This window comes from Amycolatopsis melonis (assembly GCF_040064235.1).
Taxonomy (GTDB): Bacteria; Actinomycetota; Actinomycetes; order Mycobacteriales; family Pseudonocardiaceae; genus Amycolatopsis; species Amycolatopsis melonis.
On the sequence record NZ_JBDZYD010000002.1, the window covers coordinates 631860 to 658288 of the forward strand.

The window sequence follows — 26429 nt, forward strand, 5'->3', positions numbered from 1 at the left end:
TCCGAAAAGGTGATACGGGACGGCCGGGTCGGGCGATATGCCGAGCGTGTGGCTTCCACGATGCCGCACGCCGAAATGCCGGCGGTTGGTCGGGAGGGCCTGTGACCGCGTTCGAAAACCGTTTGTTCGTCCGTGCCGCGCCGTGGCTGCTGGTCGCACTGGCCGCCGGAATGGCGATCCGGATCGGGTTGTCCGTCGATTCGGGTCTCGCCGCGCTTTCCGACACCCGGATCTACCGCGCCGGCGTCGTCGCCTGGCTGGAGGGCAAGGACCTCTACCACACCCTGCTGTACGGCGGGGCCCACGGCGGCTACTACACCTACCCGCCGTTTTCGCTGCTGCCGCTCGGGCTGGTGCTCGCCTGGTATCCGCTGGGCGCGTTCCTGTTCACCGCGGGCACGGCGGCGGCGATGTTCCACATCCTTCTGCTCGTCCTGGCCCGGCTCCGGCCCGCGCTGCCGTACCGGCCGCTGATCGCCGCCGTCGGCACCGTCTGCGCGCTGGAACTCGTCCCGCTCATCGGCACCCTCTACTGGGGGCAGGTGAACGTGTTCCTGCTGTGGCTGGTCGCCGTCGACTGCCTGCATCGCAACCCGCGGTGGCCTCGCGGCCTGCTCGTCGGCCTCGCCGCCGGCATCAAGCTGACCCCGCTCGTCTTCGTCGTGTTCTTCCTGCTCGGCAGGCAGGTCCGCCCGGCGCTCGTCGCCGTCGCCGGCTTCGCCGCCTGCACCGGCCTGGCCTGGCTGATTGCGCCGCGGGACTCGGCGTTCTACTGGACCCACGCGGTGTGGGAGCCGGGCCGCGTCGGCAACGTCGCGCTGCCGGACAACCAGTCCCTGCGCGGCTTCGTCGCGCGCCTGGGCCTGCCGGCCGGCACGTCGCTGCTCTGGCTGGTGCTGGCCGTCGCCGCCGCGGGGCTCGCCGTGGTGGCCGTCGTCCGGTTCCGGCGAGCCCGCCAGGACGTCCTCGCCTGGCTGGCGACGGCCGCGCTCGGCACCCTCTGCTCGCCGATGTCGTGGACGCACCACTGGGTGTGGCTGGCGCCGTTCCTGATGGCCGCGGTCGTGGGCGTGGGACGCGCTCCGCGCCTGGCCGTGCCTGCCCTGGTGGTGGCCGGGGCGATGGCCGTGTTCCCGCTGCCCGTGTGGTTCCCGGCCAGGCCGGGCGCGCCCTGGTGGACGCACGTCCTCGGGGAGAGCTACGTGATCGTCGGGTTCCTCGTCCTCGCCGCCTTCGCCCTGCTGCCACGCCGTCTGCTGCGGCCCGGCGCACCCGGGCCCGCCGTGCCGGACGACCTCGTGCCGCCGGACGCGGACGCCCTCCGGCCGGTCCCGGCCGGAGGCCGCGCCTCCTAGCTCAGTGCTCGCCCGCCGACACGCAGAACTCGTTGCCCTCCGGGTCGGTCAGGACCGTCCAGGCCAGCCCCGGCACGCGGTGCTCGGCCACCTCCTTCGCGCCCAGCTCCACCAGCCGTTTCACCTCCGCCTCGCGATCGTCGCCGCCGAAGTCGACGTGGACGCGGTTCTTGCCCGTGCGGGGCTCGGGCACCCGCTGCAGGGCGAGCGGGAGCCCGCCGACGGGCGGGGTGAGGATGAGGAACTCGCCCTCGTAGTCCTGCGCCACCGTCGTGCCCAGCGCCGCCGTCCAGAACTGCGCCAGGCTCCGCGGGTCGGCGCAGTCGATCGTGATCATGCCCATGTGGATCGCCATGGCGCGAAGCTAGCGGCCACCACCGACAAAAACGGGCGGCGAGTAACCCGTTGGAGTCACGGCGGGGGGATTGACTACCCTGAGCGGGACTTTTCACACCCGCCCGGCGCAGGGAGCCCCGCAGTGATCACCAGGACTTCGTCGTTGTTCCTTCGCACGTTGCGCGAGGATCCGGCGGACGCCGAGGTACCGAGCCACCGGCTCCTGGTACGTGCCGGCTACGTCCGCCGGGTCGCCCCGGGCGGGTACTCCTGGCTGCCGCTGGGCCTGCGCGTGCTGCGCCGCATCGAGAACGTGGTGCGCGAGGAGATGAACGCCATCGGCGCGCAGGAGATCCAGTTCCCCGCGCTGCTGCCGAAGGAGCCCTACGAGGCCACCGGCCGCTGGACCGAGTACGGCGACAGCCTCTTCCGCCTGAAGGACCGCAAGGGCGCCGACTACCTGCTCGGCCCGACGCACGAGGAGCTGTTCGCGCTCACCGTGAAGGGCGAGTACAGTTCGTACCGCGACTACCCGGTCATGCTGTACCAGATCCAGACGAAGTACCGCGATGAGGCGCGTCCCCGCGCCGGCATCCTCCGCGGCCGCGAGTTCGTCATGAAGGACTCCTACTCCTTCGACCTCGACGACGAAGGCCTGGCGCGCTCCTACCAGGCGCACCGCGACGCCTACGTGAAGCTGTTCGACCGGCTCGGCCTCGAGTACGTCGTCGTGAAGGCGACGTCGGGGGCGATGGGCGGTTCGGCGTCCGAGGAGTTCCTCGCCGTCGCCGAGACGGGCGAGGACACCTACGTCCGCAGCACGGACTCCGGCTACGCGGCGAACGTCGAAGCCGTCGTCACGCCCGCGCCGCCCGCGCAGCCGATCGAGGGCCGCCCCGAGGCGCAGGTGCACCACACGCCGAACACGCCGACCATCGAGACCTTGGTCGACTTCCTGAACCAGGCCGACCTGGGCCGCACGTTCACGGCGGCGGACACGCTGAAGAACGTCATGCTCAAGACGCGGCAGCCGGGCGCGGACGAGTGGGAGCTGGTCTGCGTCGCGATCCCGGGCGACCGCGAAGTGGACATGAAGCGCCTCGAAGCGTCGCTGGAGCCCGCCGAGGTCGTGCTGCTCGACGAGGCCGACTTCGCGAAGAACCCGTTCCTGGTCAAGGGCTACATCGGCCCGAAGGCGCTGCAGGACAACGGCGTGCGCTACCTCGCCGACCCCCGGATCGTCCCCGGCACCGCCTGGGTCACCGGCGCCGACAAGGTCGACCACCACGTCGTCGACCTGCTGTGCGGCCGCGACTTCACCCCGGACGGCACGATCGAGGCCGCCGAGGTCCGCGAGGGTGACCCGTCGCCGGACGGCCAGGGCACCCTGGTCGCCGCGCGCGGCATCGAGATCGGGCACATCTTCCAGCTCGGCCGCAAGTACACCGACGCGTTCGAGCTGGACGCGCTCGGCCCCGACTCCAAGCCGATCCGGATCACGATGGGCTCCTACGGCGTCGGCGTCTCGCGGCTGGTCGGCGTGCTCGCCGAGCAGAACCACGACGATCTGGGCCTGATCTGGCCGCGCGAGGTCTCGCCGTTCGACGTGCACATCGTCATCGCGGGCAAGGACGAGACGGTCGCGGCAGGCGCCGAGAAGATCGCCGCCGAGCTGGACGCAGCGGGCATCGAGGTCATCCTCGACGACCGCAAGGCGACCCCGGGTGTCAAGTTCGCCGACGCCGAGCTGGTCGGCGTGCCGACCATCCTGGTGGTCGGGCGCGGCCTGGCCAACGGCGTCGTCGAGGTCAAGGACCGCCGGTCCGGCGAGCGCGAGGAGATCGCGGTCGACGCCGTCGTCGAGCACCTGGTCAAGCTCGTCCGGTCCTGATGGGGAGGTTCGCCCGGCGCTCCGAAGACGGAACGCCGGGCTATGAGGACAACGCGGCGCTTCGCGGGTTCGGCGGGTACGAGCCCGCGGACGCGCCGCGCGCTCAGCCGAAGCGCATCCGGCCGAAGCCGAAGCCGCTGAGGTGGCGGCGGGCGCCGTGGTTCGGCCTGGTCTTCATCGCGCTGGTCGCCGGGGTGCTCAACGCGCTGGGCGTCGGCAAGTCGCGCCCGGCGTCGTCGACGCCGCCGCCGCAGCCGGTGGTGGTGACGCCGTCGCCGCGGGCGGCGGTCCCGGCCGTGGTCACGGGCTGGCAGTCCGTCGCGGCCGGGGACGGTTCCTACGCCTACGACGTCCCGCCGGGCTGGGTGCCCGCGCCGGCCACCATGCACGGCTGGGAGAAGACCGCCGCGGTGCCCGGCCTCCGGCTGATCACGAGCGCGTTCCTGGGCGAGGACTTCTGCGGCAAGGAGAACCTCGGCGGCGCGGGCGTGACGACCGAACCGCTGGCCGACCCCGGCGCGGCGGCGCGCAAGGTGGTGACCGACCTCGGGGTGAGCGCGTACAGCCCCGACAACGGGCCGCTCGCCACGGTGACCGCGGACGCCGGTTCCGACGTGCTGCTCATGAAGGCCGACGGCACGACGGCGCCCGCCCGGATCGTGGTCGCCGAGGTCGTCCCGACCGAGACGGGGGAGTGCGCGGCCCGGCACGCCCTCGTGGCGGCGATGGCGTTCGGCGGGACCTCGGGTACGTCCGGGGTCGTGGTGGCCTATGCCGACAGCGACCGCGCCGGGCCTTCGGTGCGCGACGATCTGGTGCGGATCGTGCAGAGCTACCGGTTCGTCCCCGCGGCGAACCGCAGCACGACGACTCCGCCGCCGACGACGTATCGCTGAAGCACTGCTTCCGCTGCGCGCCGGAATTCGGCAGGCTGCCCGCATGAGTGGTGATGCGGACAGACGGCTCGGGCGGATCCGGGCGGGGGCTTTCGGGGTGCTGGCCGTCGCGGGGGTGCTGCTTCTGTTCGGGCCGTTGCTGGCCAAAGCGGGGAGCTGGCTCGTCGAGCCGCGGAATCCGGACTGGTGGGCCGCGTCCGGGCAGTGGGTGGGCGGGATCGGGACCATCGCCGCCGTGGTCGTGGCGCTGTGGATCGCCATCCGCGACAACCGGCAGGCGCGGGCGGACCGGCAGCAACGGGACCAGCGGGAACGCCAGGAGCAGGCCGCGAAGGTCACCGCGTGGATCGAACTCGGCCCCCGGACCCCGGTCGACAAGGCCGCGAAGATCGTCGGCTACATGGTCGTGGCCAATGCCAACGCCGAAGCGGTCAACCACGTCGTCGTGTCGTTCGACCTCGTGCAGAACCTGCCGATGACCGGGTCGACCCTGCACCGCGGGCCGGTCGTCGAGGACGACGAATACCTCTACGCCATCCTGCCGCCCGGGAAGTGGCGGATGCCGGTCCGGGAAGAGTGGTTGCGGCCCGGCCTGACGCCGGGGGTGATGCTCGCCTTCACCGATTCCCGGAACGGCCACTGGCTCCGGCTGACCGACGGCAGGCTGATCGAGAAGGACCAGCACGTCGTCGGCCGCCGGAAGATCCGGTTCCCGCAGCGGATCAGCGTGCCCGAGAGCTACTGACCAGCTTCGCCAGTTCCCGCAGCCGGACGTCCGGCAGATACGCCCGGCTCAGCGCCAGCCCGATCCGCGGGAGGTCGGCTTCGTCGCGGAACGCCAGGTAGAGCGGGACGTGCCGCGGCTGGAACTTCGCCTTGAACGCGTGCAGGGACCGGAAGCCGTAGTACGGCTCCATGACCCGGCCCAGCGACTCCAGCACCCGGTCGACCGGGCGGGCGGGGAAGCCGGAGCTGCGGGCCAGAGGCGCCCCCGAGAGCGACACGAACCGCGCACCCTCCTCGCGGAACGCCAGGCAGGCCGACGCGATGAGGAACTCCATCACCGGGCGGAAGCCGTGGGCGCTGCGGCGCATGACGTCCAGCGTCCAGCCGCCGATGGTGCCCGCGCCCGTGTGGACCGGCAGCCACGACGTCACGCCGTGGACCGTGCCCTCGGCGTCGACCGCCAGGCCGACCCGGGTCGCCGGGTCCATCGCCTCGTCGAGCCCGCCGAGGGTGAATCCCATCTCCGGCATGGCCTTGCCCGCCATCCACTCCTCCGACAGGGCCCGGACCTGGGCGAGGATGGGTTCCGGCTGGTCGGCCAAGCGGACCAGCCGGAAGTCGATCTCCTGCTTGGCGGCCTTGTTCAGCGCCGAGCGGACGTCCTGCCACGCCTTGCCGCGGAACTCCAGCCCCTCGAGGTCGAGCACGTTGTCCTCGGCGACCTGGACGTGCTGCCAGCCCAGCTCACGCGTCGCCGCGACGGTGGCTTCGGTCGCCGAGAACACGCACGGCACCAGGCCGGAGTTCTCGCACATCGTGGTGAACTCGGTGACCGTGGCCGCCGCGGTGCCGTCCGGGGCGATCGGGTCGCCGAGCGCGACCGCGACGCCCGCGTGCTGCCGGTAGGCGAGATAGGAGCGGCCGTCTTCGCGGACGAAGTAGGTGTTGCGGGGCCAGGTCGTCATCCACGACAGCGTGCTGCCGCCGTGCCGCCCCAGCAGCGTGCGGGCCAGCGCCGGCCCCGGCCCCTGGGCGTGCCGCCGCAGCCGCCGCCGTGACGGGACGCGGAAGGCGTGCCGCGCGGCGATCAGGACGACCAGCTCGACCGTCCACAGGAGATTGTCCACGAAGAACAGCGTCAGGCCTTCGGTGTCGTAGTCCCCGCCGAAGACGTCGGCCAGCCCGACGAGCGTGGCGACCGCGAGCCCTTGCAGGGTCACGAAAGCCGACAGCGCGACGGCCCAGCGCCACGCCACGCGGCCGCCTTTGCGCAGCCCGTTGAGCATCGGCACCACCAGGACGACCAGCACGCCCAGTTCCGGCGCCGACAGCGAAACCCCTTCCGTGGAGCCGAACGGGCCGTTGCCGGGCACCAGGAACATCACGACTTCGGCGACGGTGAGCAGCAGCAGGCCGGCGACGGCGAACAGCCGCCACTCGCGCAGGTTCGGCCCGGCCGACGGAGCCCGCTTCGCGCCGACGAGCCGCTTGCCGAGCGGAAGCGCCAGCAGCAGCGCGAAGAAGTGCACGAGGTCGGCCAGCGTGCCGACGTACACGATCGCGACACCGGCGTACACGCACAACCCGGCGCGCAGCCGCAACGCCCACGGCGGCCGCAACGTCGCGCTCGCGACCGCCACCGCGGCCAGCGCACCCCCGGAGAAGCCGACGTCGAGGCTGCCCGCGACCCGTTCGGCCCACAGCCAGCCGGAGTTGCGGCACAGCGCGAGGAACTGGGTCGCCACGAGCACCGAGACGAGCTGGCCGCCGATGGTCACGGCTATCGCGCGCCGCGTGCCCAGCTTCCATTCGGCGAAGCCGGCGAAGAGCGCGAAGCTGCCGGCCATCGGGAGGTAGTACCAAGGGATGACGGCGAAGAACGGGCCGGTGAGCATGGTCCACCACCGGCCCGCCTCCAGCGACGGCAGTCCGTAGGCGACGAACGGGTAGGCCGCGTGGTCCTCGGCCGCCTGCCAGAGCGTTCCGGTCGCGACGGCCAGCGCGAGCATGGCGAGCGTGACCGTGCTGGTGAAGGGCAGTCGCTGCCTGAGCACCGCGGCCGTGCCGCGGATGCGTCCCCCTGCGGTGGACCCGGCCACCGACGCTGCTTCAGTCATGCGTAGCAGTCTTGCGAGTCCGGCCCGCGGGGGACATCGGGCAGGAGAACGAGATTTCCCCTAAGGGAGTCGTCCCTTCGGCTGAGGGAAAACCCCCTCTCCGGGAGGATGCTCAGCCGAGGACGGCCCGGTGGAGAGCGTCGGGGTCGGCGAGGTCCGGCAGTACGGTGTGGGCGCCCGCGGCCTGCAGTTCTTCGGCCGGGAAGCGCCCGGTCGCGACCGCGACGGACACCGCGCCGTGCTCACGCGCGGCCCGGACGTCGTTCGGGGTGTCTCCGATGACGACGACCGCGCCGGGGTCGAACGTCGTGCCGTGCTTGGCCGCGGCCAGCGCCACCGCGTGCGGCACCAGGTCCGGGCGGTGCACCGAGAGCGTGCCGTAGCCGCCGATCTCCAGGTCGAGGTGCTCGAGCAGGTCGAACGCGGCGAGCTTGTGCCGCGAGATCTCCGGCAGGTTGCCGGTGACCAGCGTCTGGACGACGCCGCCGTGCGCGGCGAACGCGGCCAGCGCTTCGGCCGCGCCCGGCAGCGCGCGGGCCTCCGCCGGGAAGCGGTGCATTGCGCGTTCCGACTCCGCCACCAGGGCCTTGAACAGTGTCTGGATCGTTTCTTCCGCAGGTTCGAAGCCGTTCGCGGTGAGCAGTTCGGTCGTCGTCGCGAGTTCCGTCCGGCCGCCGAACACCGGGAGCACGCGCAGGGGCGCCCCGGTCGCGGCGGTGAACGCCGTCGCGTACCAGGCCGAGCCCAGCTCGGCGAAGTCCACGAGCGTGTGGTCGATGTCCCAGAGCACCAGCCGCTTGTCCGTCACGTGGCCGAGGCTACCGGGGGACTTATTCAACAGCCGTTGACTTCTCTGTGGCGAGGTCGTACCTTGGGCATCAATTCAACAAATGACGAATAAAGGAGACCGTCATGACCAGTCCCGTCCGGCGCCCCGCCGGGGCGCTCGCCCTGGCCGCCGCCGTTGCCGGCGCGCTGGTGGCCGTGGTGCTCGGGTTCCTCACCTTCGGGGCGCAGGCGACCGTCGCGCCGGACCATGTCCCGGTCGCCGTCGTGGCGCCACCGGAGATCGCGCAGCGCCTCGCCGCGCACGGCGGTGGCCAGCTCGGCTGGACCGTCGCCACCCCGGCCGAAGCGCGGCGGCTGCTGGAAGACAAGAAGGTCTACGGCGTGCTCGAACTCGCCCCCGGCCCGGCGGCGACGGTCGTGACGTCGGGTGCGGTCAACCCGGCGGGCACGCAGGTCGCGCAGCAGGCACTGACGGCGGCCGCGACCGCATTGGCCGGTCCGCCGAAGCAGGAGGTGCTGCACCCGGTGAGCCTCGCGGGCCGGACGGCGCCGCTGGCCGCGAGCGCGCTCGCGTGGATCGGCGCGCTCGTCGCGGGTCTCGCGCTGACGCAGCTCGCGAAGCGGGCCGGGCGCACGCTCGGTGCGGGCGCGCGGTTCCTGCAGGTCGCCGGGGCCGGCGTGCTGATCACGGCGGTGGTGGCCGGGTTCTTCGCGCTGTGGGACTCGACGCTGCCGCTGAGCGCGGAGGTCCTCGGCTTCGTGTTCCTCGCCGCGACGGCGTTCGCCGCGGTGCAGGCCGGGCTGCTGCGCCTGCTCGGCCTGCGTGCCATGGCCGTGCTCGGCCCGCTGTACCTGGTCGCGCCCGCGGTCGCCGGGCAGGTGCCGGAGCTGCTGAACCCGGCGTACCGCGCGCTGCTGTGGTCGTGGACGCCGTTCCGCTTCTCCGCCGAAGGCCTGCGCAGCCTGCTGCAGGGCGTGCCGGACGCGCCCGACGTCACGACCGGGCTCTGGGTGCTCGGCGCCCTGCTGGCCGCGGGACTGGCGGTGGCGCTGTGGCCCGGCCGGTCAGCCCGGCAGGAGGCTGAACCGCACCTTGCGGACCGGGTTGTCGAGGTTGGTGTCCACTAGGCAGATCGACTGCCAGGTGCCCAGGGCCAGGACACCGCCGATCACCGGGATCGTCGCGTACGGCGGCACCAGCGCGGGAAGCACGTGGTCACGGCCGTGACCGGGGCTCCCGTGCCGGTGCCGCCAGCGGCCGTCGCGGGGGAGCAGCGCGTCGAGCGCGGTCAGCAGGTCGTCGTCGCTGCCGGCGCCGGTCTCGAGGATCGCCAGCCCCGCGGTGGCGTGCGGGACCCAGACGTGCAGCAGGCCGTCGGCCGCGTCGGCGTCGCGCAGGAACGCCTCAGCCTCGTGGGTGAGGTCGTGGACGACGGCTTCGGAGCCGGTGCGGACCTCGATCTCGGTGGAGTACATGGCCCCCAGCCTAGGGAGCGGCAGGCACCTTCGCGGGCTCACGGGTGACGGCGAACGCGAAGGCCGTCAGGCCTGCCAGCAGAACCGCGCCGACGACGTACGGGACGGCGGGGGCGATCTCGTACAGCGCGGTGCCCAGCAACGGCCCGCCCATGAACGCCAGCGCGCTGCTCGACCCCATCAGCCCCGCGACCGCTCCCTGCTCTTCGCGGGTGGCGAGCAACGTCGGTGCGGACATGAACCCGGGCGTGGCGAAGCCCATCCCGGCGCCGAGCACCGCGACGCCGGCGCCGAGCCACAGTCCCGTCGACGCGAACGCCACCACGAGCATCCCGCCCGTCATGACGATGGCACCGGTCCGCACGAGCCGCCGCGGCGCCCAGCCCAGCCGTGGCACGGCCACCACCTGCACGACGATGATCATCGCGGCGCCGGCCAGCGTGACCAGGCTGGTGACCCGGCCGGTGCCTGCCGCGGTGAGGCCCAGCCGGTCCTGGACCAGGAAGCCGATCGTCATCAGCACGATCGCGAGCGCGAGGTACAGGCCGAAGCCGATGGTGAGGAACGGCCACAGGCGCTTGTCGAACGGGCTGACCTTCGCCACGGCAGGCGGGGTTGCGCGCTTCGGCGGCTTCGGGAGCGCGAAGAGGATCACGACGGCGATCACGGCCACCACGACCGGTGCGGCGTAGACCGGGACCAGCAGGTTTCCGGTCAGGCTCAGCACGCCGCCCAGTGCGGGACCGACGGCCAGCGCGAGGCCCTGCGCGGCGCCGAACATCGACATCCCGCGGACCCGTTCCGCGGGACCGGAGGTCATGTCGGCGATGTAGGACTGCACGGTCACCGGGGTCGCGGCCCAGGCGAAGCCGAACACGACGCCGCGGGTGAGCAGGACCGCCGTGAACAGCACCGGGACGGCGAGGGCGCCGTGCAGCCCGGCCTGTGCGACGACCGCGAACGCGAGCAGGGCGAGCAGCGCGCCGGTCAGGGACAGCAGCAGGACCGGCCGGTGGCCCCGGCGCGCGGCCCGCCGTCCCCAGAACGGGCTGGCCAGCACGACGCCGGCGCCACCGACCGCCCACACCGAACCCAGTGCCAGCTCGCTGAACCCGAACTGCCGGGCCAGCGGCGGCAGGATCGGGTTGAGCATCTGCTGGCCGGCCATCAGGCCGAAGACCGCCAGGCACGCCACGAGGAGCGGACGTCTCCGCATCGACTTTTCGAACATGTTCCGAAAGTAGCACGACCGGCATGATGGGGGAATGCCACGACCAGCAGGCCGCATGGGACGGCCGCCGACGACGTCCCGCGCGCAGATCCTCGAAGCGGCGCGCGCGCTCCTCGACCGGGACGGGCCGGAGAAGCTGACGATCCGGCGGCTGGCCGCGGAACTCGGCGTCGGCGCGACGACGCTGTACCACCACGTGCGCGACAAGGACGACCTGCTGATCCAGCTGCTGGAGCACTACGCCGGCCGGCTCCCGCGGCCCGAACTGCCGCCGGACCCCCGTGACCGGATCGTCGCCGCCGCCACGGCGATGCACGACGCGCTGGCCGCCTGGCCGCAGGCCGCCGAGGTGCTCACCGCGGACGCCGTCCTGGGCGAGTCGGCGTTGTGGATGGTCGAGACCATCGTCGCGGGAGCCGTCGACTGCGGCTGCCCGCCCGAGCGGGCCGTCGACCTCTACCGCAGCATCTGGTACTACACGGTCGGGGAAATCCTCGTCCGTGCCCGCGCCGCCCGGCGGGCCGCGGAAGACCGGCCCCGGTACCGCGACGCGGTCTTCGCGGACCTGGACGAGACCCGCTTCCCCCGGCTGGCCGAGATCGGCGGCCGCTGGCCGGAACTGGCCGCGCGCGACACCTTCGGCCGGGGGTTACGCGCGTTGGTCGACGGGTTGCTCGCTCAGGAATCGAGGTAGCGCAGCACCGCGAGCACCCGGCGATTGTCCCCTTCGGACGGTGGCAGGCCGAGCTTTCCGAAGATCGACGTCACGTACTTCTCGACGGATCCGGGGGAGAGGAACAGCTTCGCCGCGATCGCGGAGTTCGACCGGCCTTCCGCCATCAGGCCGAGGACCTCGCGTTCGCGTGGCGTGAGCCCGGCGAGCGCGTCGGTCTGGCGGGTCGCGGAGAACAGCTGGCTGACGACTTCGGGGTCGAGCACGGTTTCGCCGTCGGCGACCCGGCGCAGGGCGTCGAGGAAGTCCGAGACCTCGGCGACGCGGTCCTTGAGCAGGTAGCCGACGCCGCCCGCGCGGTCGGCCAGCAGCTGGGCGGCGTACTTCGTCTCGACGTACTGGGAGAACAGCAGGATCGCGCAGCCGGGCCGCTCGCGGCGCAGCGCGATCGCCGCCCGCAGCCCCTCGTCGGTGTGCGTCGGCGGCATCCGGATGTCCACAATGGACACGTCGGGTGCGTGGACGGCGACCGCGTCCCGCAGCGCGTCGGCGTCCTTCACCGCGGCGACGACCTCGTGGCCGCGGAAGGTCAGCAGCTCGGCCAGGCCCTGCCGCAGGATGGTGGAGTCCTCCGCGATGACGATCCGCATACCGGGAACCCTAGCGGGGCAACGGGATCCGCGCGGTCACTTCGGTCGGACCGCCCGGCGGGCTCACGACCGCCAGCTCGCCGTCGACCGTCCGCAGCCGCTCGGCGACCCCGGCCAGCCCGCCACCAGGGGTGAGCGTGGCACCGCCCGTGCCGTGGTCGTGGACCACCAGCCGCAGGAAGCCGCGCTCCTCGGCGACGGTGACCAGCGCCGGGCCGCCGTGCTTCGCGGCATTCGTGAGCAGCTCGGCGGCGCTGAAGTAGGCGATCGTCTCCAGCGACGGCGGCGGCCGGCGCGGCAGGTCGACGGTCACCCGCGCGTCGAACCCCGAGGTCGCGACCAGGGTCGTGAGGGCGACGTCGAGGCCCGCGTCCAGGGCCGCCGGGTGGATGCCGCGGGCGAGGTCGCGCAGCTCGGTCAGCGCCTGCTTCGCGTTGGCGTGCGCCGCGTCGATCAGGGCCTTCACCTGGGGCAGGTCGACGTCCGCCAGCTCGTCCTTCGCCAGGCCAAGCTTCATCGCCAGCGCGACGAGCTGGGCCTGGGCGCCGTCGTGGAGGTCGCGTTCGATGCGGCGGAGCCGGAGCGCGGCGTCCTCGACGGCACTCGCGCGGCTGGTCTCCAGGTCGCGGACGCGTTCGGACAGCACGCGCTCGCCGAGCAGGCCGACGACCAGTAGCCGGTCGAGCGAGGCGAAGGCGTGGGTCACCCACGGCAGCGCGACGAGCACCAGCAGCCCCGACGCCGACCAGGCGAGCGCGCCCGGCCAGTGGCCTGCCCGGATGTCGAAGACCGGCAGCTGCCGTTCCCCGAGCGGGAACCAGAAGAAGGCGAACGTGGTCGCGGCGAGGCCGTAGAGCGTCGCGACGGCGACGGTGAGCAGCCCGGCGAGGCCGAGCGGCAGCCGCAGGAGGAGGTACCCGGCCGCGCGCCAGCCTGCCGGGTCGCCGATGCGCGCCTTGGCCCAGTGCCCGAGCCCGGGCTTCAGCCGGGGCCGCCGCGGCGGCGGCACGCTGGTGCCGAGCAGCGCCCTGGCGAGCCGCCGGTGCACGGCGCCCATGCCACGGACGTGGAGGACGGTGCCGGCGAGCACGACGAAACCGAGCGCGATCGGGGTCAGCGTGAGGCCGACGGCGAGGAAGACGAGGAAGGTGAGGAGCGAGAGGAGGGTGAGCGGGGCGGTGAGCCACAGCCAGAGGTACTCGGCGCGGAAGTCGCGCGTGGCCAGGGGGCCGAACACCCGGCGCAGCGGGCCGGGGCGGGGGAGGTCGAGGCTGGTCACCCGTTCAGTTTCGCCGGGGTGGGGCGGGGGTGCCCATCCGGTTTTCCCCCGACCCGGGCCCGGCAGGGTCCCGGCAAAGTCGCTGTGCCGCGGGGCTGCGCGATGTCGTGGCCGCGCGTCTCCGACTGGGTCGGGCGGGCGTGCTGGGTGTTGTCGGGCGGCTCCCTGGTCGACGTGAATGACTCATTCACGTCACCGCGTGGCGGCACCACCACCGGGCCGCCATTGCGCAGCCACGTCGCGGGAAGCGGCTTCGCCGGGATCCGCACGTCCGAAACGAGCCGGGGCCCGCGGGGGCGCCCCCCCCCGTCTTCCACTCTACCGGCAGGCACCGACAATTCCGGTTCGCGAAAGCCGGGAAACCTCCCTATCGGAGCCCGGAGCCCGGAGCCCGGAGCCCGGAGCCGGAGTCCGGAACCGGGAGCCGGGAACCCGGAGCCGGGAGCCGGAGCCCGGAGCCGGAGCCGGAACCGGGAACCGGTATGGAGGTTCCTGCCTCAGGGCGTGTCCGGGTCGTCCTCCCGGGCACGCTGGGCTGCTTCGCGCATCTCGATCACGTCGGTGAGCCACTCGCCGGTCTCGCGGGCGATGTCGCGGATCGCTCCGGTGATGATGCTCGCGATGTTGCCCACGTGGGTTGCTGCTGATTCGGTGATCACCTGCAGGGTGTCCTTCTCTCGTTCGAACTGGCCCACCATGTCACCCTCACGCTGCTCGGAGCTGCCGGTCGGGTTCCACGGTAACCGGCGACGGCGAAGTCCGCGGGAGGGCCAGCTTCACGATCTTCTTCGCCACCGACCAGAGCTGCCTGCGCAGCGGTCCCGTGTGGTACGGCAGGCCGTACTTCTCGCAGATCGCGCGTACCTCGCCGGCGATTTCCGGGTAGCGGCGGGCCGGGATGTCCGGGAACAGGTGGTGCTCGATCTGGTGGGACAGGTTTCCGCTCATGATGTGGAACAGCGGGCCGCCCGAGATGTTGGCCGAACCGAGGATCTGGCGCAGGTACCACTGGCCGCGGGACTCCGATGCCGTTTCCTCTTCGGAGAAACTCTCGACGTCCGCCGGGAAGTGGCCGCAGAAGATGATTGCGAACGCCCACAGGTTGCGGGTCAGGTTCGCCGTCGCGTTGCCCAGGAACGTCAGCGGGGCCAGCGGGCCGGTCAGCAACGGGAACAGGACGTAGTCCTTGCCGATCTGCCGGGACGCCTTCCGCAGGATCCGCCGCAGCACCGGCACGTTCTCGGCCCAGGTCCGCGAGCCCTTGACGACGTTCTCGACCTCGAGGTCGTGCAGCATCACGCCCCACTGGAAGAAGATCGCCAGCAGCGTCGCGTACACCGGGTTGCCGAGGTAGTACGGGTGCCACTTCTGGGCGTCGTCCATCCGCAGGATGCCGTACCCGATGTCGCGGTCCTTGTCGAGGATGTTCGTGTACGTGTGGTGGACGTAGTTGTGCGAGTGCCGCCAGTTCTCCGCCGGTGCCACCGTGTCCCACTCGAAGCGCTGCGAGCTCAGCGCCGGGTCGCGCGTCCAGTCGTACTGGCCGTGCATGACGTTGTGGCCGATCTCCATGTTGTCCAGGATCTTGGCCACCGACAGCGCGCCGACGCCTGCCAGCCACGCGGGAGGGAAGAACCCGGCGAACAGCAGCGCCCGGCCGGCGACCTCCAGCCCACGCTGGGTCTTGATGATCCTGTGGATGTAGTCGACGTCGGCCTGGCCCAGGTCGTCGACGATGCGCTGCCGCAGCGCGTCGAGCTCGCGGCCGAACTCCTCGACCTGTTCCGGGGTCAGGCGGTCCTGCAGACCGGTCATGGCAACTCTCCCTAAGCGTCGATCTCGACGTCCCCGACCGGGACGGAGATGCAGAGCTGGATTTCTTCGTCTTCTTCGCCGGAGATCTCGCCCGTGCGGGCGTTGCGGACGCGTCCGGCGGTCTTGAGCTGCGTGCACGAGAAGCAGATGCCCATCCGGCAGCCGTGCTCCGGCGACAGCCCGGCTTCCTCGGCCTGCTCCAGCAACGGCTTCCCGGAGTTGGCGCACTCGCGCCCGCTCCGCCGGAACCGGACGCGGCCTTCGGCGTCCGCGGTGTCGAACGTCAGCGCCGGTGGCGTGAACTCTTCAGTGTGCACGCGTTCACCGAGTTGTTCGCGGACGGCGGTCATCAGCGGCTGCGGGCCGCAGACGAACACCTCCGCGTCGCCGTGCCACGGCGCGACCCGCGCCAGGTGCTCCGGCGAGAAGAACCCGGTCAGGTCGCCACCCTTGGAATGGGTGTATGCGTGGACGACCCGCAGCCCCGGGTGCCGGGCGGCGAGTTCGGCCAGCTCGGTGCGGTACAACGCGTCGGCCGGGCCGTTGGAGTACTGCAGGAACACGATCTCGCCGGGGTGTCCCTCGTCGACCAGGGTGCGCGCCATGGCCAGCACCGGCGTGATGCCGCTGCCGCCGCTGATCAGCAGCACCCGGTCCGGCCGGGTGGCGGGCAGCGTGAACGTGCCGTCCGGAGTGGACAGTCCGACCACCGCGCCGATGCCGATCGCGTGGTTGAGGTGCCCGGACACCAGGCCCTGTTCCTTGACGGTGAACTCCAGTTCGCCGTCGTACTGCGAACCGCACGGCGAATAGCAGCGCGTGCGCCGGACGCCGTCGATCTCGACCTGCAGGCGGACGTACTGGCCTGCGGTGAAGCCGGGCCACGCGCGGCTGGGCCGCACGGTGAGGGTGACGCTGTCCGGCGTCTGCTTGCGCACCGCCGTGACCAGCCCGCGGATCTCGCGGCGGACCAGCATCGGGTCGACGAGCTCCAGGTACCGGTCCATCCCGTGCGGCGTCAGCAGCGCCTCGGCCAGCGAGGCGAGGCCGCGCACCCGCCGGGGGATGAGCGCCGTCATCCGTCCTCCTCGGTTACAGTGAACGACTGTACACTGAATAGTGCACTGCAGGAGTGGAGCACCTGTCAACGCGGGAAGGCGAGGATGTGACGTGAGCAACGCGGTGGACATCCGTACGCTGATGGACGTGTCCGAAGAGCCGGTGAGCCGTCAGGAGCGCAAGCAGCGCACGCGCCAGGCGCTGCTGGACACCGCACTGGAGCTGCTGGCCGACCGCCCGTTCGCCACGCTCTCCCTGCGCGAGGTCGCCAAGGGCGCCGGGATCGTCCCCACGGCCTTCTACCGGCACTTCGCCTCGATGGAGGACCTCGGCGTCGCCCTCGTCGAGGAGGCGACCCGCACGCTGCGCGGCATGATCCGTTCCGCCCGCACCGATCCGGACACCTACCAGGGGATGATCAGCGCGTCGGTGGCCACGCTGCACCAGTTCGTCCGTGCACACGAGGACCATTTCCGGTTCCTGGCCCGCGAGCGGTACGCCGGCGGCGGTCTCGCCCAGGCGATCGGCGCCGAGCTGCGCATGTTTTCCGGCGATCTCGCGATCGACCTCGCCCGGTTCCCGAAGTTGCGCGAGTGGAGCACCGAAGACCTGCACATGCTGGCCGACTTGATCGTTTCCGTGATGCTGACGACGATTGTCGAACTGCTGGAAGCACGCCCAGGTGAGGACGCGAAAATCACCGGAACGGCGGAAAAACGGCTGCGCCTGATCCTGCTCGGCGTGCCGCACTGGAAATCCGCCTGAATGATGGCTATTCGGATCAGGTCGGCGCTGCGTGGCGTGAGTTGCGCGCTCGGCCGCGTGGTTGCGCCGGCCGACGTCTGAATAGTCCTCACTGTTCCTGCCCGGCACTCGTATTTCCGGCACAACCTGGCGGACTTGCGACCCAGGTCACTGGGGACTGTCGGTCCGGCGTGGTACAACCCTCGGATCTGCCTCGCCGATGAGGAGGTCGTGTGACGGACAGCGAACAGAGTCAGCAGCTCACCGTGGGTGTGGTGGCCGAGTCACGCCCCGGCGAGCGGCGGGTGGCCATGGTGCCCAAGCTGGTCGGGAGGCTCGCGCAGGGTGGACTGCGCGTCGTCGTCGAGCCGGGCGCCGGGGCCGGGGCCCATCTGAGTGACGACGCGTACACCCAGGCGGGGGCCGAACTCGGCGACGCGTGGCGCGCGCCGATCGTCGTGAAGGTCAACCCGCCGGATCCCGGCGAGATCGCGAAGCTCAGCCGGGGCGCCGTGCTCGTCGGCTTCCTCGATCCCCGCGGCAACCCGGACGGGATCGCGAAACTCGAGGAAGCGGGCCTCAAGGCCTTCGCGATGGAGGCCGTCCCCCGGATCTCGCGGGCCCAGGCGATGGACGCGCTCTCGTCGCAGGCCAGCATCGGCGGCTACCGCGCCGTGCTGCTCGCGGCGCAGAAGCTCCCGCGGTTCTTCCCGATGCTCACCACCGCGGCCGGCACCGTCCCGCCGGCGAAGGTGCTCGTGCTCGGCGCCGGTGTCGCCGGCCTGCAGGCACTGGCCACCGCGAAACGGCTCGGCGCGCAGACCACCGGCTACGACGTGCGGCCCGAGGTCGGCGAGCAGGTCAAGTCGCTGGGCGCGCAGTTCCTCGACCTCGGCATCGAGGCCGTCGGCGAAGGCGGGTACGCCCGCGAGCTGACGCCGGAGGAGCGCGAGGAACAGCAGCGGCGGCTCACCGAGGCGATCACGAAGTTCGACGTCGTGATCACCACCGCGCTGGTCCCGGGGCGGAAGGCGCCGACGCTGGTCACCGCGGACGCCGTCAAGGGCATGCCCGCCGGGTCGGTGGTCGTCGACCTCGCCGGCGAAACCGGCGGCAACTGCGAGCTGACCAGGCCCGGCGAGGACGTCGTGGAGCACGACGTCACCATCTGCGCCCCGCTCAACCTGCCCGCCGAAATGCCTTCGCACGCCAGCGAGCTCTACGCCCGCAACGTCGTCGAGCTGCTGGAGCTGCTCGTGACGAAGGAAGGCGCGCTGGAGCTGAACTTCGAAGACGAGATCGTCGCCGGGGCCTGCGTGGCCGGGCGCGAAGGGAGCGCGTCGTGAGTCCTCTGGTGCAGAACCTCGCGGTGCTGGTGCTCGCCGGGTTCGTCGGCTTCGCCGTCATCTCCAAGGTGCCCAACACCCTGCACACCCCGCTGATGTCCGGCACCAACGCCATCCACGGCATCGTGCTGCTCGGCGGGCTGGTCGTGCTCGGCCTCGGCGTCGACGGCGTGTTCAACAAGATCCTGCTGGTGATCGCCATCGCCTTCGGCACCATCAACGTCGTCGGCGGGTTCCTCGTCACCGACCGGATGCTGTCGATGTTCAAGGCGAAGAAGCCGGCCGAGGAGGACGAGAAGTGACCGACTTCATCGCGATCCTCTACATCATCGCCTTCGCGCTGTTCATCTACGGCCTGATGGGCCTGACCGGCCCGCGCACCGCGGTCCGCGGCAACTGGATCGCCGCGGCAGGCATGGGCATCGCGGTGGTCGCGACCCTGCTCACCCCGGGCATGGGCAACTGGCTGCTCATCATCCTCGGCGTCGGGATCGGCGTGCTCGTCGGCGTCCCGTCGGCGCGTCAGGTCAAGATGACCGCGATGCCGCAGATGGTGGCGCTGTTCAACGGCGTCGGCGGCGGCGCGGTCGCGCTCATCGCGTGGGTCGAGTTCCGCTCCACCGGCGGCTACACGCACGAGCCGGTGTACATCGCGATCGCGTCGCTGTTCGCCGCGATCATCGGGTCGATCTCCTTCTGGGGCTCGAACGTCGCGTTCGGCAAGCTCCAGGAGCTGATCAGCGGACGCCCGATCACCCTCGGCAAGCTGCAGCAGCCGGTCAACGCGCTGCTGCTGGTGGCCGCGGTCGCGTGCGCGGTGCTCATCATCACCGGCAACGGCAACGGGCTGCTGATGATCGGGCTGCTCGTCGCGGCGGGCATCCTCGGCCTCACCGTGGTGCTGCCCATCGGCGGCGCGGACATGCCGGTGGTGATCTCGCTGCTCAACGCGTTCACCGGCCTCTCGGCCGCGGCGATGGGCCTGGCGCTGGACAACACGGCGCTGATCGTCGCGGGCATGATCGTCGGCGCGTCCGGCTCGATCCTGACCAACCTCATGGCCAAGGCGATGAACCGGTCCATCCCGGCGATCGTCGCGGGCGGCTTCGGCGGCGGTCCCGCCGTCGCGGCGGGTGCGGCGAAGGAGGCCCGCCCGGTGCGCTCGACGAGCGCGGCCGACACCGCGATCCAGATGGCGTATGCGAGCAAGGTCGTCGTGGTCCCCGGCTACGGCATGGCCGTGGCGCAGGCACAGCACACCGTCCGCGAGATGGCGAAGCTGCTGGAGAAGAAGGGGATCGAGGTCGCCTACGCGATCCACCCGGTGGCCGGCCGGATGCCAGGGCACATGAACGTGCTGCTCGCCGAGGCCGACGTGCCGTACGAGCAGCTCAAGGAGATGGACGAGATCAACTCCGAGTTCGCCCAGACCGACGTCGCGCTGGTGATCGGCGCGAACGACGTCACGAACCCGGCGGCGCAGACCGACCCCGGCTCGCCGATCTACGGGATGCCGATCCTCAAGGTCAACGAGAGCCGGTCCGTGATCGTCTTGAAACGCAGCATGAGCTCCGGCTTCGCCGGCATCGACAACGACCTGTTCTACGATCCGAAGACCAGCATGCTCTTCGGGGACGCCAAGTCGTCGGTGGGCGAGATCGTGGAGGAACTCAAAGCGCTATGACGACCGGGTCGGATGTGCGTGCGGCGTTCACCGACCCGGCCGAAAACCTCGCGTTCGACGAGGCGCTCCTGCGGGTTGCGCCCGGGTCACCAGTGCTGTGGCTCTGGCGCAACCCGGTGTGCGTCGTGGTCGGGCGCGGGCAGCGGATCGCGCGCGAGGTCCGCGTCGAGGAGTGCGTCCGCGACGGCGTCCCGGTGCTGCGGCGGGCCAGCGGCGGCGGGACCGTGTTCCACGACCCGGGCAATCTGAACGTCACGCTCGTCCTGCCCGGCCCTGCCGACCGGCCCCTGGAAGCACTCGGCCAGGTGATGAGCGCCGCCGTCGACCAGCTCGGCCTGGTGCCGCGCATCGGCGACCGCGGGCTGTTCGTCGGCGACGCGAAGCTGTGCGGCTTCGCGGTGTTCCGCACCAAGACCGGGCTGCTGGCCCACTCGACGCTGCTGGTCGAGACGTCGGCGTCGCTGGTCGGCCGCTACCTGACGGCCGCGCCGCCGGACCCGCGCCCGCTCGACTCCCACCGCAGCCCGGTGGCTTCGCTGGCCGAGCACGGCCTGCGGCCCGGCTTCCCGGCGGTCGAGGCGGCGGTGCGGGCGGCGGCGTCGCAGCTGCTGGGGACGCTCGTGCCGCGCCCGCCGAGCGCGGCGGAACTGGCGCGGCAGCGGGCGTTGCTGCACACCCGCTACCACTACCCCTCCTGGCACGCGGACGGCGCCCAGCGCGCGGCGTGACCTCCGGCGCGGCCACCGCACTGTCCGGTGTGGACGGTGGCCGCGGACGGTCAGGCCTGCGCCGCCGAGAAGGTGACCGGTGGGGCCTTGCGCACCGGCTTCTTGGCGGTCGTGGTGGCGGCCTTCGGAACCGCTTTGACCGGCGTGGTGGTGGCCTTCACGGGCGCGGCCTTCGGAGCCGCCTTGGCGGAGGCGGTCTTCGGCGCCGGGGCGGCCTTCGCGGTCGCGGTCTTCGAGACCGCCTTCACCGGCGCAGCCTTCTTCGCCGCCGCAGCCTTGGCGGGAGCCTTCGCGGTCTTCGTGGCCGCCGCCGCGCGGCGACCGGCGACGGGCTTCGCCGTCTTCGTCTTCTTCGCGCCCGGGACGATGCGCGGCCGCTGCTTGCGGCCACCGGTGCGGCGCCCGGCGTCGGCGTAGCGCTGCAGCAGGGTACGCAGCGCGTCGGCGTTGGCGAAGGAAAGGTCGATGTCGTAGTCGATGCCGTCCAGCGCGAACCCGACGGTCTCGCCGGCGGGCTCCCCGGTCAGATCATCCAGCAACTGCACAGCCGTGTTTCTGGCCACGACAGACCTCCCGTGCTCGAACGTGGAACTCGCGTGCACCGGGTTCCGGCGACACCCCGGTGCCGCCGATAACTTGCAGCCTGCTGACGAGGATAGCCGTTGGCTTGCGCGATCCGGCGTGGTGGTGTGCGCTGAAGCCATGTCTGGACAGACTTTTGACGTAGTGGTGATCGGCGCGGGTCCGGTGGGGGAGGTGGCCGCCGAACGGGCGGCCCGCGGAGGCCTGAAGGTCGCCCTCGTCGAGCACGAACGCTTCGGCGGCGAGTGCTCCTACTGGGCCTGTATCCCGAGCAAGGCGTTGCTGCGGCCGGGAAATCTCCTCGCCGCGGCGAAACGGATCCCGGGGGTGCCCGTCGGTGACCGGCTCGACCCCGCCGCGGTCTTCGCCCGCCGTGACTGGTTCACCGGCAAGGGCGACGACACGGGACAGGTCGACTGGGCGCGCGGCGCCGGCATCGAACCGGTGCGCGGGCACGGCGAGATCACCGGTGAGCGGGAGGTGACGGTGAACGGCGACCGCGTGCTGACCGCGCGGCACGCGGTGATCGTGTGCACCGGCAGCGTGCCGAGCATGCCGGACATCCCTGGCCTCGACACGATCCGGCCGTGGGGTTCGCGGGAAGCGACGTCGGCGTCGTCGGTGCCCGGCCGGCTCGGCGTCCTCGGCGGCGGGGTGGTCGGCGTCGAGATGGCGCAGGCGTTCGCCACGCTCGGTTCGCAGGTCCACCTGGTGATCACCGGCGAACGTCCGCTGCCGCGCAACGCCGCCTTCGCCGGCGACCTGGTGCTGGCGGGCCTGCGCGACGCCGGAGTGACCGTGCACACGAAGTCGGGCGTCTCCCGGGTCGCCGCCGTCACCGACGGGACCGAGCTGACCTTGAAGGACGGCGAAACGCTCGTCGTCGACGAGTTCCTGGTGGCGACCGGGCGCCGTCCCGCGACCGCCGGGCTCGGCCTGGAGACGCTCGGGCTCGAAGCTGGCCGGGCCCTGGAGGTCGACGACACCGGCCGGGTGTCCGCAGTGGACGGTGGCTGGCTGTTCGCGGCAGGCGACGTCACCGGCCGGGGCCCGCTGACCCACCAGGGCAAGTACGGCGCCCGCGCGGCGGGCGACACGGTGGCGGCGCTGGCGGCGGGCACGCCGGTGTCCGCGACGCCGTGGAGCCGGTTCACCGCCACGGCCGACCACCACGCGGTGCCACAGGTGGTGTTCACCGACCCGGAGGTGGCGGCCGTCGGCCTGGCGGACGCGCGCCCGGGATCGGCCGACCGGGTCGTCGACATCGACATCGCGGTGGCGGGCTCGTCGCTGCACGCGGACGGCTACACCGGCAAGGCGCGGATGGTCGTCGACACCGAGCGGAACGTGCTGCTCGGGGTGACGTTCGCCGGCCAGGACGTCGCGGAACTGCTGCACTCGGCGACGATCGCGATCGTCGGGGAGGTGCCGCTGGACCGGCTGTGGCACGCGGTGCCGTCGTTCCCGACGATCAGCGAGGTGTGGCTGCGGCTGCTGGAGGCCTATGGGCTCTGAGTCACTGCACGGGCAGGTCCAGGGCGGCCTTGGCGGCCCGTGCCAGGCCGGGATCGTCCGGAGTGGACGGTCCCGGCGCCCACACGGCCTGCACGAGCCGCACGGAGGTGCCGGTGACCTTGGAGGCGTAGGCGGCGTTCTCGAACCGGGGCGGCGCCGGGGTGCCCCACTGGCCGGTCTCGGTGGCGAGGTCGAGGATCCCGCCCCCGCCGGGCGTGTCGGCAACGGCCTTGAAGGCGGCGGCCTGCGCGGCATCGGGAAAGTCGACGATCCCGATGGTGACGGCCCCGGCCCGCCCGTCGACGGTGGCGGCATAGCTGGCGCGTTTCACGCCGGAGCAGCTGGTCTGCTGCAGGCTGGCCTGGGCATCCCCGAAGGCATGAGAGGCACACCGCTGATCCCCGCCGGCGGCCCGCAGGGAGAACTGCAGGCTTTCGACGGGAGGCTTCGCGGAGGTGGGCGGCGGCTGGGTGGCGGGCGTGGGCGGCCCGGCCGACACGGCGGCGGTGTCGTCCCCGTCCCCGCCGGTGGTCACGATGAGGACCCCGACGACCAGGAGAACGAGCAGGCCGATGGCGGCCAGGGGAAGCCACCGGATGGTCCGTGAGGCGGTCGTGGGGGTGGGTCGGGGGGTGGGGAAGGAATTGGCCGTGGGCAGAGGGGGTGAGGAGTCGTCGGGTTCGGAAGCCGCGGTGGTGGCAAGCGCCGGTTTGGCAGGGAAGCTGAGGTTTTCCGTTCGCTCGGTCCCGGAATCCTCGGCGGCAGTCTCGGTGCCGGGGAACACGGGCCGGGCCGGGGAGTCCGCCGACTTCGGCTCGTCCTCAGGCGGGGCGGGGAGGCTCTCGGTGCGCGCGGATTCCTCCTCGGCAGCGACGGGCTCGGCCACCGAGGTGGAGCCCGGATCCGCGGCGGATGCGGCCACGGCGGCAACCGAACCGGATGCGGCCGTGGCAGCCGGGGCAGGGGAAACCGGGCTCGGTGTGACTGCGGTGGCAGCAAGACTGGGCGTTGCCGAGTCGGCTGCGGCCGGTGCAGTGGCGGCTGAGGCGGAGGAACCTGCGCTGGTCGCTGGCGAGTCTGCTGCGGCTGCCGGAACAGGGGAAACCGGGCTCGGTGTTGCCGGGGCCGCAGCGGCCGGGCTGGGCGTTGCCGAGTCGGCCGCAGCCGTAGCCGGAGCAGGCGAACCCGGGCTGGGCGTTGCCGAGTCTGCTGCGGCTGCCGGAACAGGGGAAACCGGGCTCGGTGTTGCCGGGGCCGCGGCGACCGGGCTGGGCGTTGCCGAGTCTGCCGCGGCCGTAGCCGGAGCAGGAGAACCCGCGCTGGCCGCGGCCACCGCACCGGCCGCCGGACCCGTCGCCGCGACCGCCACCTGGGCGGGAACCGCCGGGCCACTGTCCCAAAGGGACTCCGGTGGGGAGTCGTCCGTATACCGGCTGAAACCTTCCCCCAGCAGCACCTCGTCCGAAAACTCCGGTGCCTCCGGGGCCAGCCCGCGGATCAACGCCCTGACCTGGTCCACCGACCGCGGACGGTGGGCCGTGGCCAGCGATACCGTGGCCGCCAGCATCGTCGTCGGGGTTGGGTGGAGCACGCGGACCGGACCTGCCAGGTCGCCTGCCGGCTGGTCGACCGTCTCCACGTACGGGCCCACCGCGATGATCGTCCCGACCGGGGCCGTTCCCGGGACCAGGGCAGCGATGCGCTGCTCGCATGCCTGGGACAGGTCCAGTGCCTCGGTTGCCGGGTTGACCGCGTCGTCGTCGGCCACCAGGGGCCAGCCGTCCGCCTTCCACGGGGCTCCGAGGGGCGCCTCCAGTCTCAGTGCCGGGTCGGGGAGGTCCACGCCGATCACGATGATCACCCCGTGGGGTAACAGGACGACTGCCTCGATCGGGCGGTCGGTCACCGAGCCGACGCCGATCAGGGCTATCCCGCCGATCACGGTGCTGCCGCGGCCCAGGGACGCCAGTGCCGCCCGGATGTCGTCCGCCACCCGGGACTGCTGCCGCTCCAGGCGCACCAGTCGCACCGAAACCCCTCCCTGCTCGTCGTTCCGGGTCAACACGCTAGCGCGCCCAGCGCAATGAACCGTGCGACACGGGGACAGCGTGGCCGTGTGCCCTCCGAAAGTGGGGCGCCGGGTGACTTGTGGTGTTCATGTGGCCAAACAGCACGGTTGGGGTGCAGAATGTGCTACAACGCATCGGAGGCGGCATTCGGGAGCCGCGCTGAGGCCCGCGCTGCAGCTCGGAGTAGGGCGTAGGGGAAGACGTCCCTCGTCGAGCAAGCGGAGGTAGCAGTGAGCACCCGTGGCAGCACCCGAGGTGTGGTGTACGTCCACTCGTCGCCGTCTGCGGTGTGTCCGCACGTCGAGTGGGCCATTTCGGGCACCCTGGGTGCCCGCGTTGACCTGAAGTGGACGGCGCAGCCGGCCAGTCCGGGTCAGCTTCGCGCCGAATGCGGCTGGCGCGCGCCCGCGGGCACCGGCGCCAAATTGGCGGCCGCGCTCAAGGCGTGGCCGATGATTCGGTTCGAGGTGACCGAAGAGCCCAGCGCGGGCGTCGACGGCGAGCGGTTCTGCTTCGCGCCCGGCCTCGGCCTGTGGCACGGGCGGACCAGCGCCAACGGCGACATCGTGGTGGGCGAAGACCAGCTCCGCGCCCTTGTCAGCATGACCCGCGGGGGTGAATCCCTTGCGCACAAGCTCGACGAGCTCCTCGCCGCCAGCTGGGACGAGGCGCTCGAGCCCTTCCGGCACGCGGGCGACGGCGCCCCGGTGACCTGGCTGCACCAGGTCGGCTGATGTTTGCCTCTGAAGGCCACCTTCACAGCTGAAGGTGGCCTTCACAGCTGAAGGTGGCCTTCAGAGGCTTGGGGACGGGCACGGGCGCGAAACCCCGGGTCGGTACGCTCTCCGGCGTGACCGCCCCCGCCCCCAGCTCTCGCCAGCGCTGGCTGGTGCCCGTCGTGGTCGTGGTGCTGTCCGTGACCGTCGGTGGCGGGCTGCTCGCGCGCGAGCTCTACCGCCGTCCCGACCAGCCCGCAAGCGACACCTCCGTCGTGACGCCGGCGCCGTCGTCGGAGACCGGCGGCGAGCCGGCCGCGCAGGGCATCGTGCAGATGACGCCGGACGCCGCGCGGCACCCGCAGGCCGACGCCGTCCGCAAGGTCCTCGAAACCTACTTCGACGCCATCAACACCAGGCAGTACGCGAAGTGGACGACCGTGGTGAGCCCGGAGCGCGTCGCGCAGCAGCCACCCGACCGGTGGCGGCTGGGTATCCGCACCACAAAGGACAGTGACGCCCTCGTCTACCGCATCGAACGCGGGTCCGGCACCTCGCTGCGGGTGCTCGTCGCGTTCCAGAGCGTCCAGGACCGCAAGGACGCGCCCGAGTTCTTCCCCGAGCCCTGCATCCGGTGGCGGCTGGTCATGCCGATGATCGCCGACAAGTCCGGGCTGAAGATCGACACCGTCGACGGCGGGCCACCGCCCGAACACGAGAAATGCTGAAAGAGGGGGCCCGGCCGAAGCCGG

Annotated in this window: 26 protein-coding genes; 14 read left to right on the forward strand and 12 right to left on the reverse strand. The window is 71.9% G+C overall.

The annotated features are described in order from the left end of the window. Nucleotides 1–101: 101 nt before the first annotated feature. The gene (locus tag ABJI51_RS07495) at nt 102–1355 is read left to right on the forward strand and encodes a glycosyltransferase 87 family protein (RefSeq protein WP_348948577.1); all 1254 of its coding nucleotides are present in this window, start codon (nt 102–104) and stop codon (nt 1353–1355) included. Between the two features lies 1 nt (nt 1356). Here ABJI51_RS07495 and ABJI51_RS07500 read toward each other — a convergent pair whose 3' ends face one another. Next, entirely contained in the window at nt 1357–1710 is a 354-nt protein-coding gene (locus ABJI51_RS07500) for a VOC family protein (RefSeq protein ID WP_348948579.1), read from the reverse strand. 123 nt (nt 1711–1833) lie between these two features. Between ABJI51_RS07500 and ABJI51_RS07505 the strand changes: the two genes are divergently transcribed. From ABJI51_RS07505 to ABJI51_RS07515, 3 genes are read left to right on the forward strand one after another with little or no spacing between them, the layout of a single operon-like run. Further along, complete coding sequence (locus ABJI51_RS07505; protein ID WP_348948581.1) at nt 1834–3582, forward strand: proline--tRNA ligase; 1749 nt, start codon at nt 1834–1836, stop codon at nt 3580–3582. Beyond that, a complete protein-coding gene (locus ABJI51_RS07510) occupies nt 3582–4478 on the forward strand; it encodes a DUF8017 domain-containing protein (RefSeq protein WP_348948583.1) in 897 nt (298 codons plus the stop codon). Before ABJI51_RS07505 ends, ABJI51_RS07510 begins: the two co-directional genes overlap by 1 nt. A 43-nt stretch (nt 4479–4521) precedes the next feature. Then, nucleotides 4522–5223, forward strand: coding sequence for a hypothetical protein (locus tag ABJI51_RS07515; RefSeq protein WP_348948585.1), 702 nt, complete (start codon nt 4522–4524; stop codon nt 5221–5223). Here the strand turns inward: ABJI51_RS07515 and ABJI51_RS07520 are convergent. Together ABJI51_RS07520 and ABJI51_RS07525 are read right to left on the reverse strand one after the other, a co-directional pair. Next, the gene (locus ABJI51_RS07520; protein WP_431605585.1) at nt 5201–7258 is read right to left on the reverse strand and encodes a bifunctional lysylphosphatidylglycerol flippase/synthetase MprF; all 2058 of its coding nucleotides are present in this window, start codon (nt 7256–7258) and stop codon (nt 5201–5203) included. The two genes, ABJI51_RS07515 and ABJI51_RS07520, sit on opposite strands and share 23 nt — an antisense overlap. A gap of 175 nt (nt 7259–7433) precedes the next feature. Continuing rightward, complete coding sequence (locus tag ABJI51_RS07525) at nt 7434–8129, reverse strand: HAD family hydrolase (protein ID WP_348948588.1); 696 nt, start codon at nt 8127–8129, stop codon at nt 7434–7436. A 104-nt stretch (nt 8130–8233) separates the two neighbouring features. Here ABJI51_RS07525 and ABJI51_RS07530 point away from each other — a divergent pair, with 104 nt between their 5' ends. Then, nucleotides 8234–9238, forward strand: coding sequence for a YhgE/Pip domain-containing protein (locus ABJI51_RS07530; RefSeq protein WP_348948590.1), 1005 nt, complete (start codon nt 8234–8236; stop codon nt 9236–9238). Here the strand turns inward: ABJI51_RS07530 and ABJI51_RS07535 are convergent. Together ABJI51_RS07535 and ABJI51_RS07540 are read right to left on the reverse strand one after the other, a co-directional pair. Beyond that, nucleotides 9176–9586: a secondary thiamine-phosphate synthase enzyme YjbQ gene (locus tag ABJI51_RS07535; protein ID WP_348948592.1), complete on the reverse strand. Its 411-nt coding sequence runs from the start codon at nt 9584–9586 to the stop codon at nt 9176–9178. The two genes, ABJI51_RS07530 and ABJI51_RS07535, sit on opposite strands and share 63 nt — an antisense overlap. Nucleotides 9587–9596: 10 nt before the next feature. After that, the gene (locus ABJI51_RS07540) at nt 9597–10817 is read right to left on the reverse strand and encodes an MFS transporter (protein ID WP_348948593.1); all 1221 of its coding nucleotides are present in this window, start codon (nt 10815–10817) and stop codon (nt 9597–9599) included. 34 nt (nt 10818–10851) lie between these two features. Here ABJI51_RS07540 and ABJI51_RS07545 point away from each other — a divergent pair, with 34 nt between their 5' ends. After that, nucleotides 10852–11511, forward strand: a complete 660-nt coding sequence (locus tag ABJI51_RS07545; protein WP_348948595.1) for a TetR/AcrR family transcriptional regulator — start codon at nt 10852–10854, stop codon at nt 11509–11511. On the opposite strand, the gene ABJI51_RS07550 is transcribed toward ABJI51_RS07545, so the two are convergent. From ABJI51_RS07550 to ABJI51_RS07570, 5 genes are all read right to left on the reverse strand, one after another. Continuing rightward, nucleotides 11496–12140, reverse strand: coding sequence for a response regulator transcription factor (locus tag ABJI51_RS07550; protein ID WP_348948597.1), 645 nt, complete (start codon nt 12138–12140; stop codon nt 11496–11498). The genes ABJI51_RS07545 and ABJI51_RS07550 overlap by 16 nt on opposite strands. Nucleotides 12141–12150: 10 nt before the next feature. Continuing rightward, the gene (locus ABJI51_RS07555) at nt 12151–13419 is read right to left on the reverse strand and encodes a sensor histidine kinase (RefSeq protein WP_348948599.1); all 1269 of its coding nucleotides are present in this window, start codon (nt 13417–13419) and stop codon (nt 12151–12153) included. 497 nt (nt 13420–13916) lie between these two features. Then, entirely contained in the window at nt 13917–14117 is a 201-nt protein-coding gene (locus ABJI51_RS07560) for a hypothetical protein (protein ID WP_348948601.1), read from the reverse strand. 7 nt (nt 14118–14124) lie between these two features. Continuing rightward, on the reverse strand, nt 14125–15234 hold the full coding sequence (locus ABJI51_RS07565; protein WP_348948603.1) for a fatty acid desaturase family protein: 1110 nt from the start codon (nt 15232–15234) through the stop codon (nt 14125–14127). Nucleotides 15235–15245: 11 nt separating this feature from the next. After that, nucleotides 15246–16313: a ferredoxin reductase gene (locus ABJI51_RS07570; protein ID WP_348948605.1), complete on the reverse strand. Its 1068-nt coding sequence runs from the start codon at nt 16311–16313 to the stop codon at nt 15246–15248. A gap of 91 nt (nt 16314–16404) precedes the next feature. On the opposite strand from ABJI51_RS07570, the gene ABJI51_RS07575 reads away from it, so the two are divergent. From ABJI51_RS07575 to ABJI51_RS07595, 5 genes are all read left to right on the forward strand, one after another. Further along, on the forward strand, nt 16405–17058 hold the full coding sequence (locus ABJI51_RS07575; RefSeq protein WP_348948607.1) for a TetR family transcriptional regulator: 654 nt from the start codon (nt 16405–16407) through the stop codon (nt 17056–17058). Nucleotides 17059–17270: 212 nt separating this feature from the next. Next, nucleotides 17271–18383 carry a Re/Si-specific NAD(P)(+) transhydrogenase subunit alpha gene (locus ABJI51_RS07580; protein ID WP_348948609.1) on the forward strand — a complete coding sequence of 371 codons (1113 nt, stop codon included), beginning with the start codon at nt 17271–17273 and terminating at the stop codon, nt 18381–18383. 5 nt (nt 18384–18388) lie between these two features. Beyond that, the gene (locus tag ABJI51_RS07585; protein WP_348948722.1) at nt 18389–18685 is read left to right on the forward strand and encodes an NAD(P) transhydrogenase subunit alpha part 2; all 297 of its coding nucleotides are present in this window, start codon (nt 18389–18391) and stop codon (nt 18683–18685) included. Beyond that, on the forward strand, nt 18682–20067 hold the full coding sequence (locus ABJI51_RS07590) for an NAD(P)(+) transhydrogenase (Re/Si-specific) subunit beta (protein WP_348948611.1): 1386 nt from the start codon (nt 18682–18684) through the stop codon (nt 20065–20067). Before ABJI51_RS07585 ends, ABJI51_RS07590 begins: the two co-directional genes overlap by 4 nt. Further along, on the forward strand, nt 20064–20795 hold the full coding sequence (locus ABJI51_RS07595; RefSeq protein WP_348948613.1) for a lipoate--protein ligase family protein: 732 nt from the start codon (nt 20064–20066) through the stop codon (nt 20793–20795). The genes ABJI51_RS07590 and ABJI51_RS07595 overlap by 4 nt, the downstream gene beginning before the upstream one ends. A 50-nt stretch (nt 20796–20845) precedes the next feature. Here the strand turns inward: ABJI51_RS07595 and ABJI51_RS07600 are convergent, their stop codons facing one another. Further along, nucleotides 20846–21397 carry an Lsr2 dimerization domain-containing protein gene (locus ABJI51_RS07600; protein WP_348948724.1) on the reverse strand — a complete coding sequence of 184 codons (552 nt, stop codon included), beginning with the start codon at nt 21395–21397 and terminating at the stop codon, nt 20846–20848. 100 nt (nt 21398–21497) lie between these two features. Between ABJI51_RS07600 and ABJI51_RS07605 the strand changes: the two genes are divergently transcribed. After that, the gene (locus ABJI51_RS07605) at nt 21498–22892 is read left to right on the forward strand and encodes a dihydrolipoyl dehydrogenase family protein (RefSeq protein WP_348948614.1); all 1395 of its coding nucleotides are present in this window, start codon (nt 21498–21500) and stop codon (nt 22890–22892) included. 1 nt (nt 22893) lies between these two features. Here ABJI51_RS07605 and ABJI51_RS07610 read toward each other — a convergent pair whose 3' ends face one another. Then, nucleotides 22894–24921: a hypothetical protein gene (locus tag ABJI51_RS07610; protein WP_348948616.1), complete on the reverse strand. Its 2028-nt coding sequence runs from the start codon at nt 24919–24921 to the stop codon at nt 22894–22896. A 270-nt stretch (nt 24922–25191) separates the two neighbouring features. Here ABJI51_RS07610 and ABJI51_RS07615 point away from each other — a divergent pair, with 270 nt between their 5' ends. Together ABJI51_RS07615 and ABJI51_RS07620 are read left to right on the forward strand one after the other, a co-directional pair. Beyond that, nucleotides 25192–25695, forward strand: coding sequence for a DUF3145 domain-containing protein (locus tag ABJI51_RS07615; protein WP_026469134.1), 504 nt, complete (start codon nt 25192–25194; stop codon nt 25693–25695). Nucleotides 25696–25811: 116 nt separating this feature from the next. Further along, complete coding sequence (locus ABJI51_RS07620) at nt 25812–26405, forward strand: hypothetical protein (protein ID WP_348948618.1); 594 nt, start codon at nt 25812–25814, stop codon at nt 26403–26405. Nucleotides 26406–26429 lie beyond the last annotated feature (24 nt).

Bases quoted from the DNA above. Each gene is read 5' to 3' on its own strand.
- ABJI51_RS07570 (WP_348948605.1), bottom strand. From the start codon at position 16,313: ATGACGGCGCTCATCCCCCGGCGGGTGCGCGGCCTCGCCTCGCTGGCC.
- ABJI51_RS07605 (WP_348948614.1), top strand. From the start codon at position 21,498: ATGTCTGGACAGACTTTTGACGTAGTGGTGATCGGCGCGGGTCCGGTG.
- ABJI51_RS07510 (WP_348948583.1), top strand. From the start codon at position 3,582: ATGGGGAGGTTCGCCCGGCGCTCCGAAGACGGAACGCCGGGCTATGAG.
- ABJI51_RS07500 (WP_348948579.1), bottom strand. From the start codon at position 1,710: ATGGCGATCCACATGGGCATGATCACGATCGACTGCGCCGACCCGCGG.
- ABJI51_RS07515 (WP_348948585.1), top strand. From the start codon at position 4,522: ATGAGTGGTGATGCGGACAGACGGCTCGGGCGGATCCGGGCGGGGGCT.
- ABJI51_RS07565 (WP_348948603.1), bottom strand. From the start codon at position 15,234: ATGACCGGTCTGCAGGACCGCCTGACCCCGGAACAGGTCGAGGAGTTC.
- ABJI51_RS07540 (WP_348948593.1), bottom strand. From the start codon at position 10,817: ATGTTCGAAAAGTCGATGCGGAGACGTCCGCTCCTCGTGGCGTGCCTG.
- ABJI51_RS07530 (WP_348948590.1), top strand. From the start codon at position 8,234: ATGACCAGTCCCGTCCGGCGCCCCGCCGGGGCGCTCGCCCTGGCCGCC.
- ABJI51_RS07550 (WP_348948597.1), bottom strand. From the start codon at position 12,140: ATGCGGATCGTCATCGCGGAGGACTCCACCATCCTGCGGCAGGGCCTG.
- ABJI51_RS07535 (WP_348948592.1), bottom strand. From the start codon at position 9,586: ATGTACTCCACCGAGATCGAGGTCCGCACCGGCTCCGAAGCCGTCGTC.
- ABJI51_RS07595 (WP_348948613.1), top strand. From the start codon at position 20,064: ATGACGACCGGGTCGGATGTGCGTGCGGCGTTCACCGACCCGGCCGAA.
- ABJI51_RS07545 (WP_348948595.1), top strand. From the start codon at position 10,852: ATGCCACGACCAGCAGGCCGCATGGGACGGCCGCCGACGACGTCCCGC.
- ABJI51_RS07560 (WP_348948601.1), bottom strand. From the start codon at position 14,117: ATGGTGGGCCAGTTCGAACGAGAGAAGGACACCCTGCAGGTGATCACC.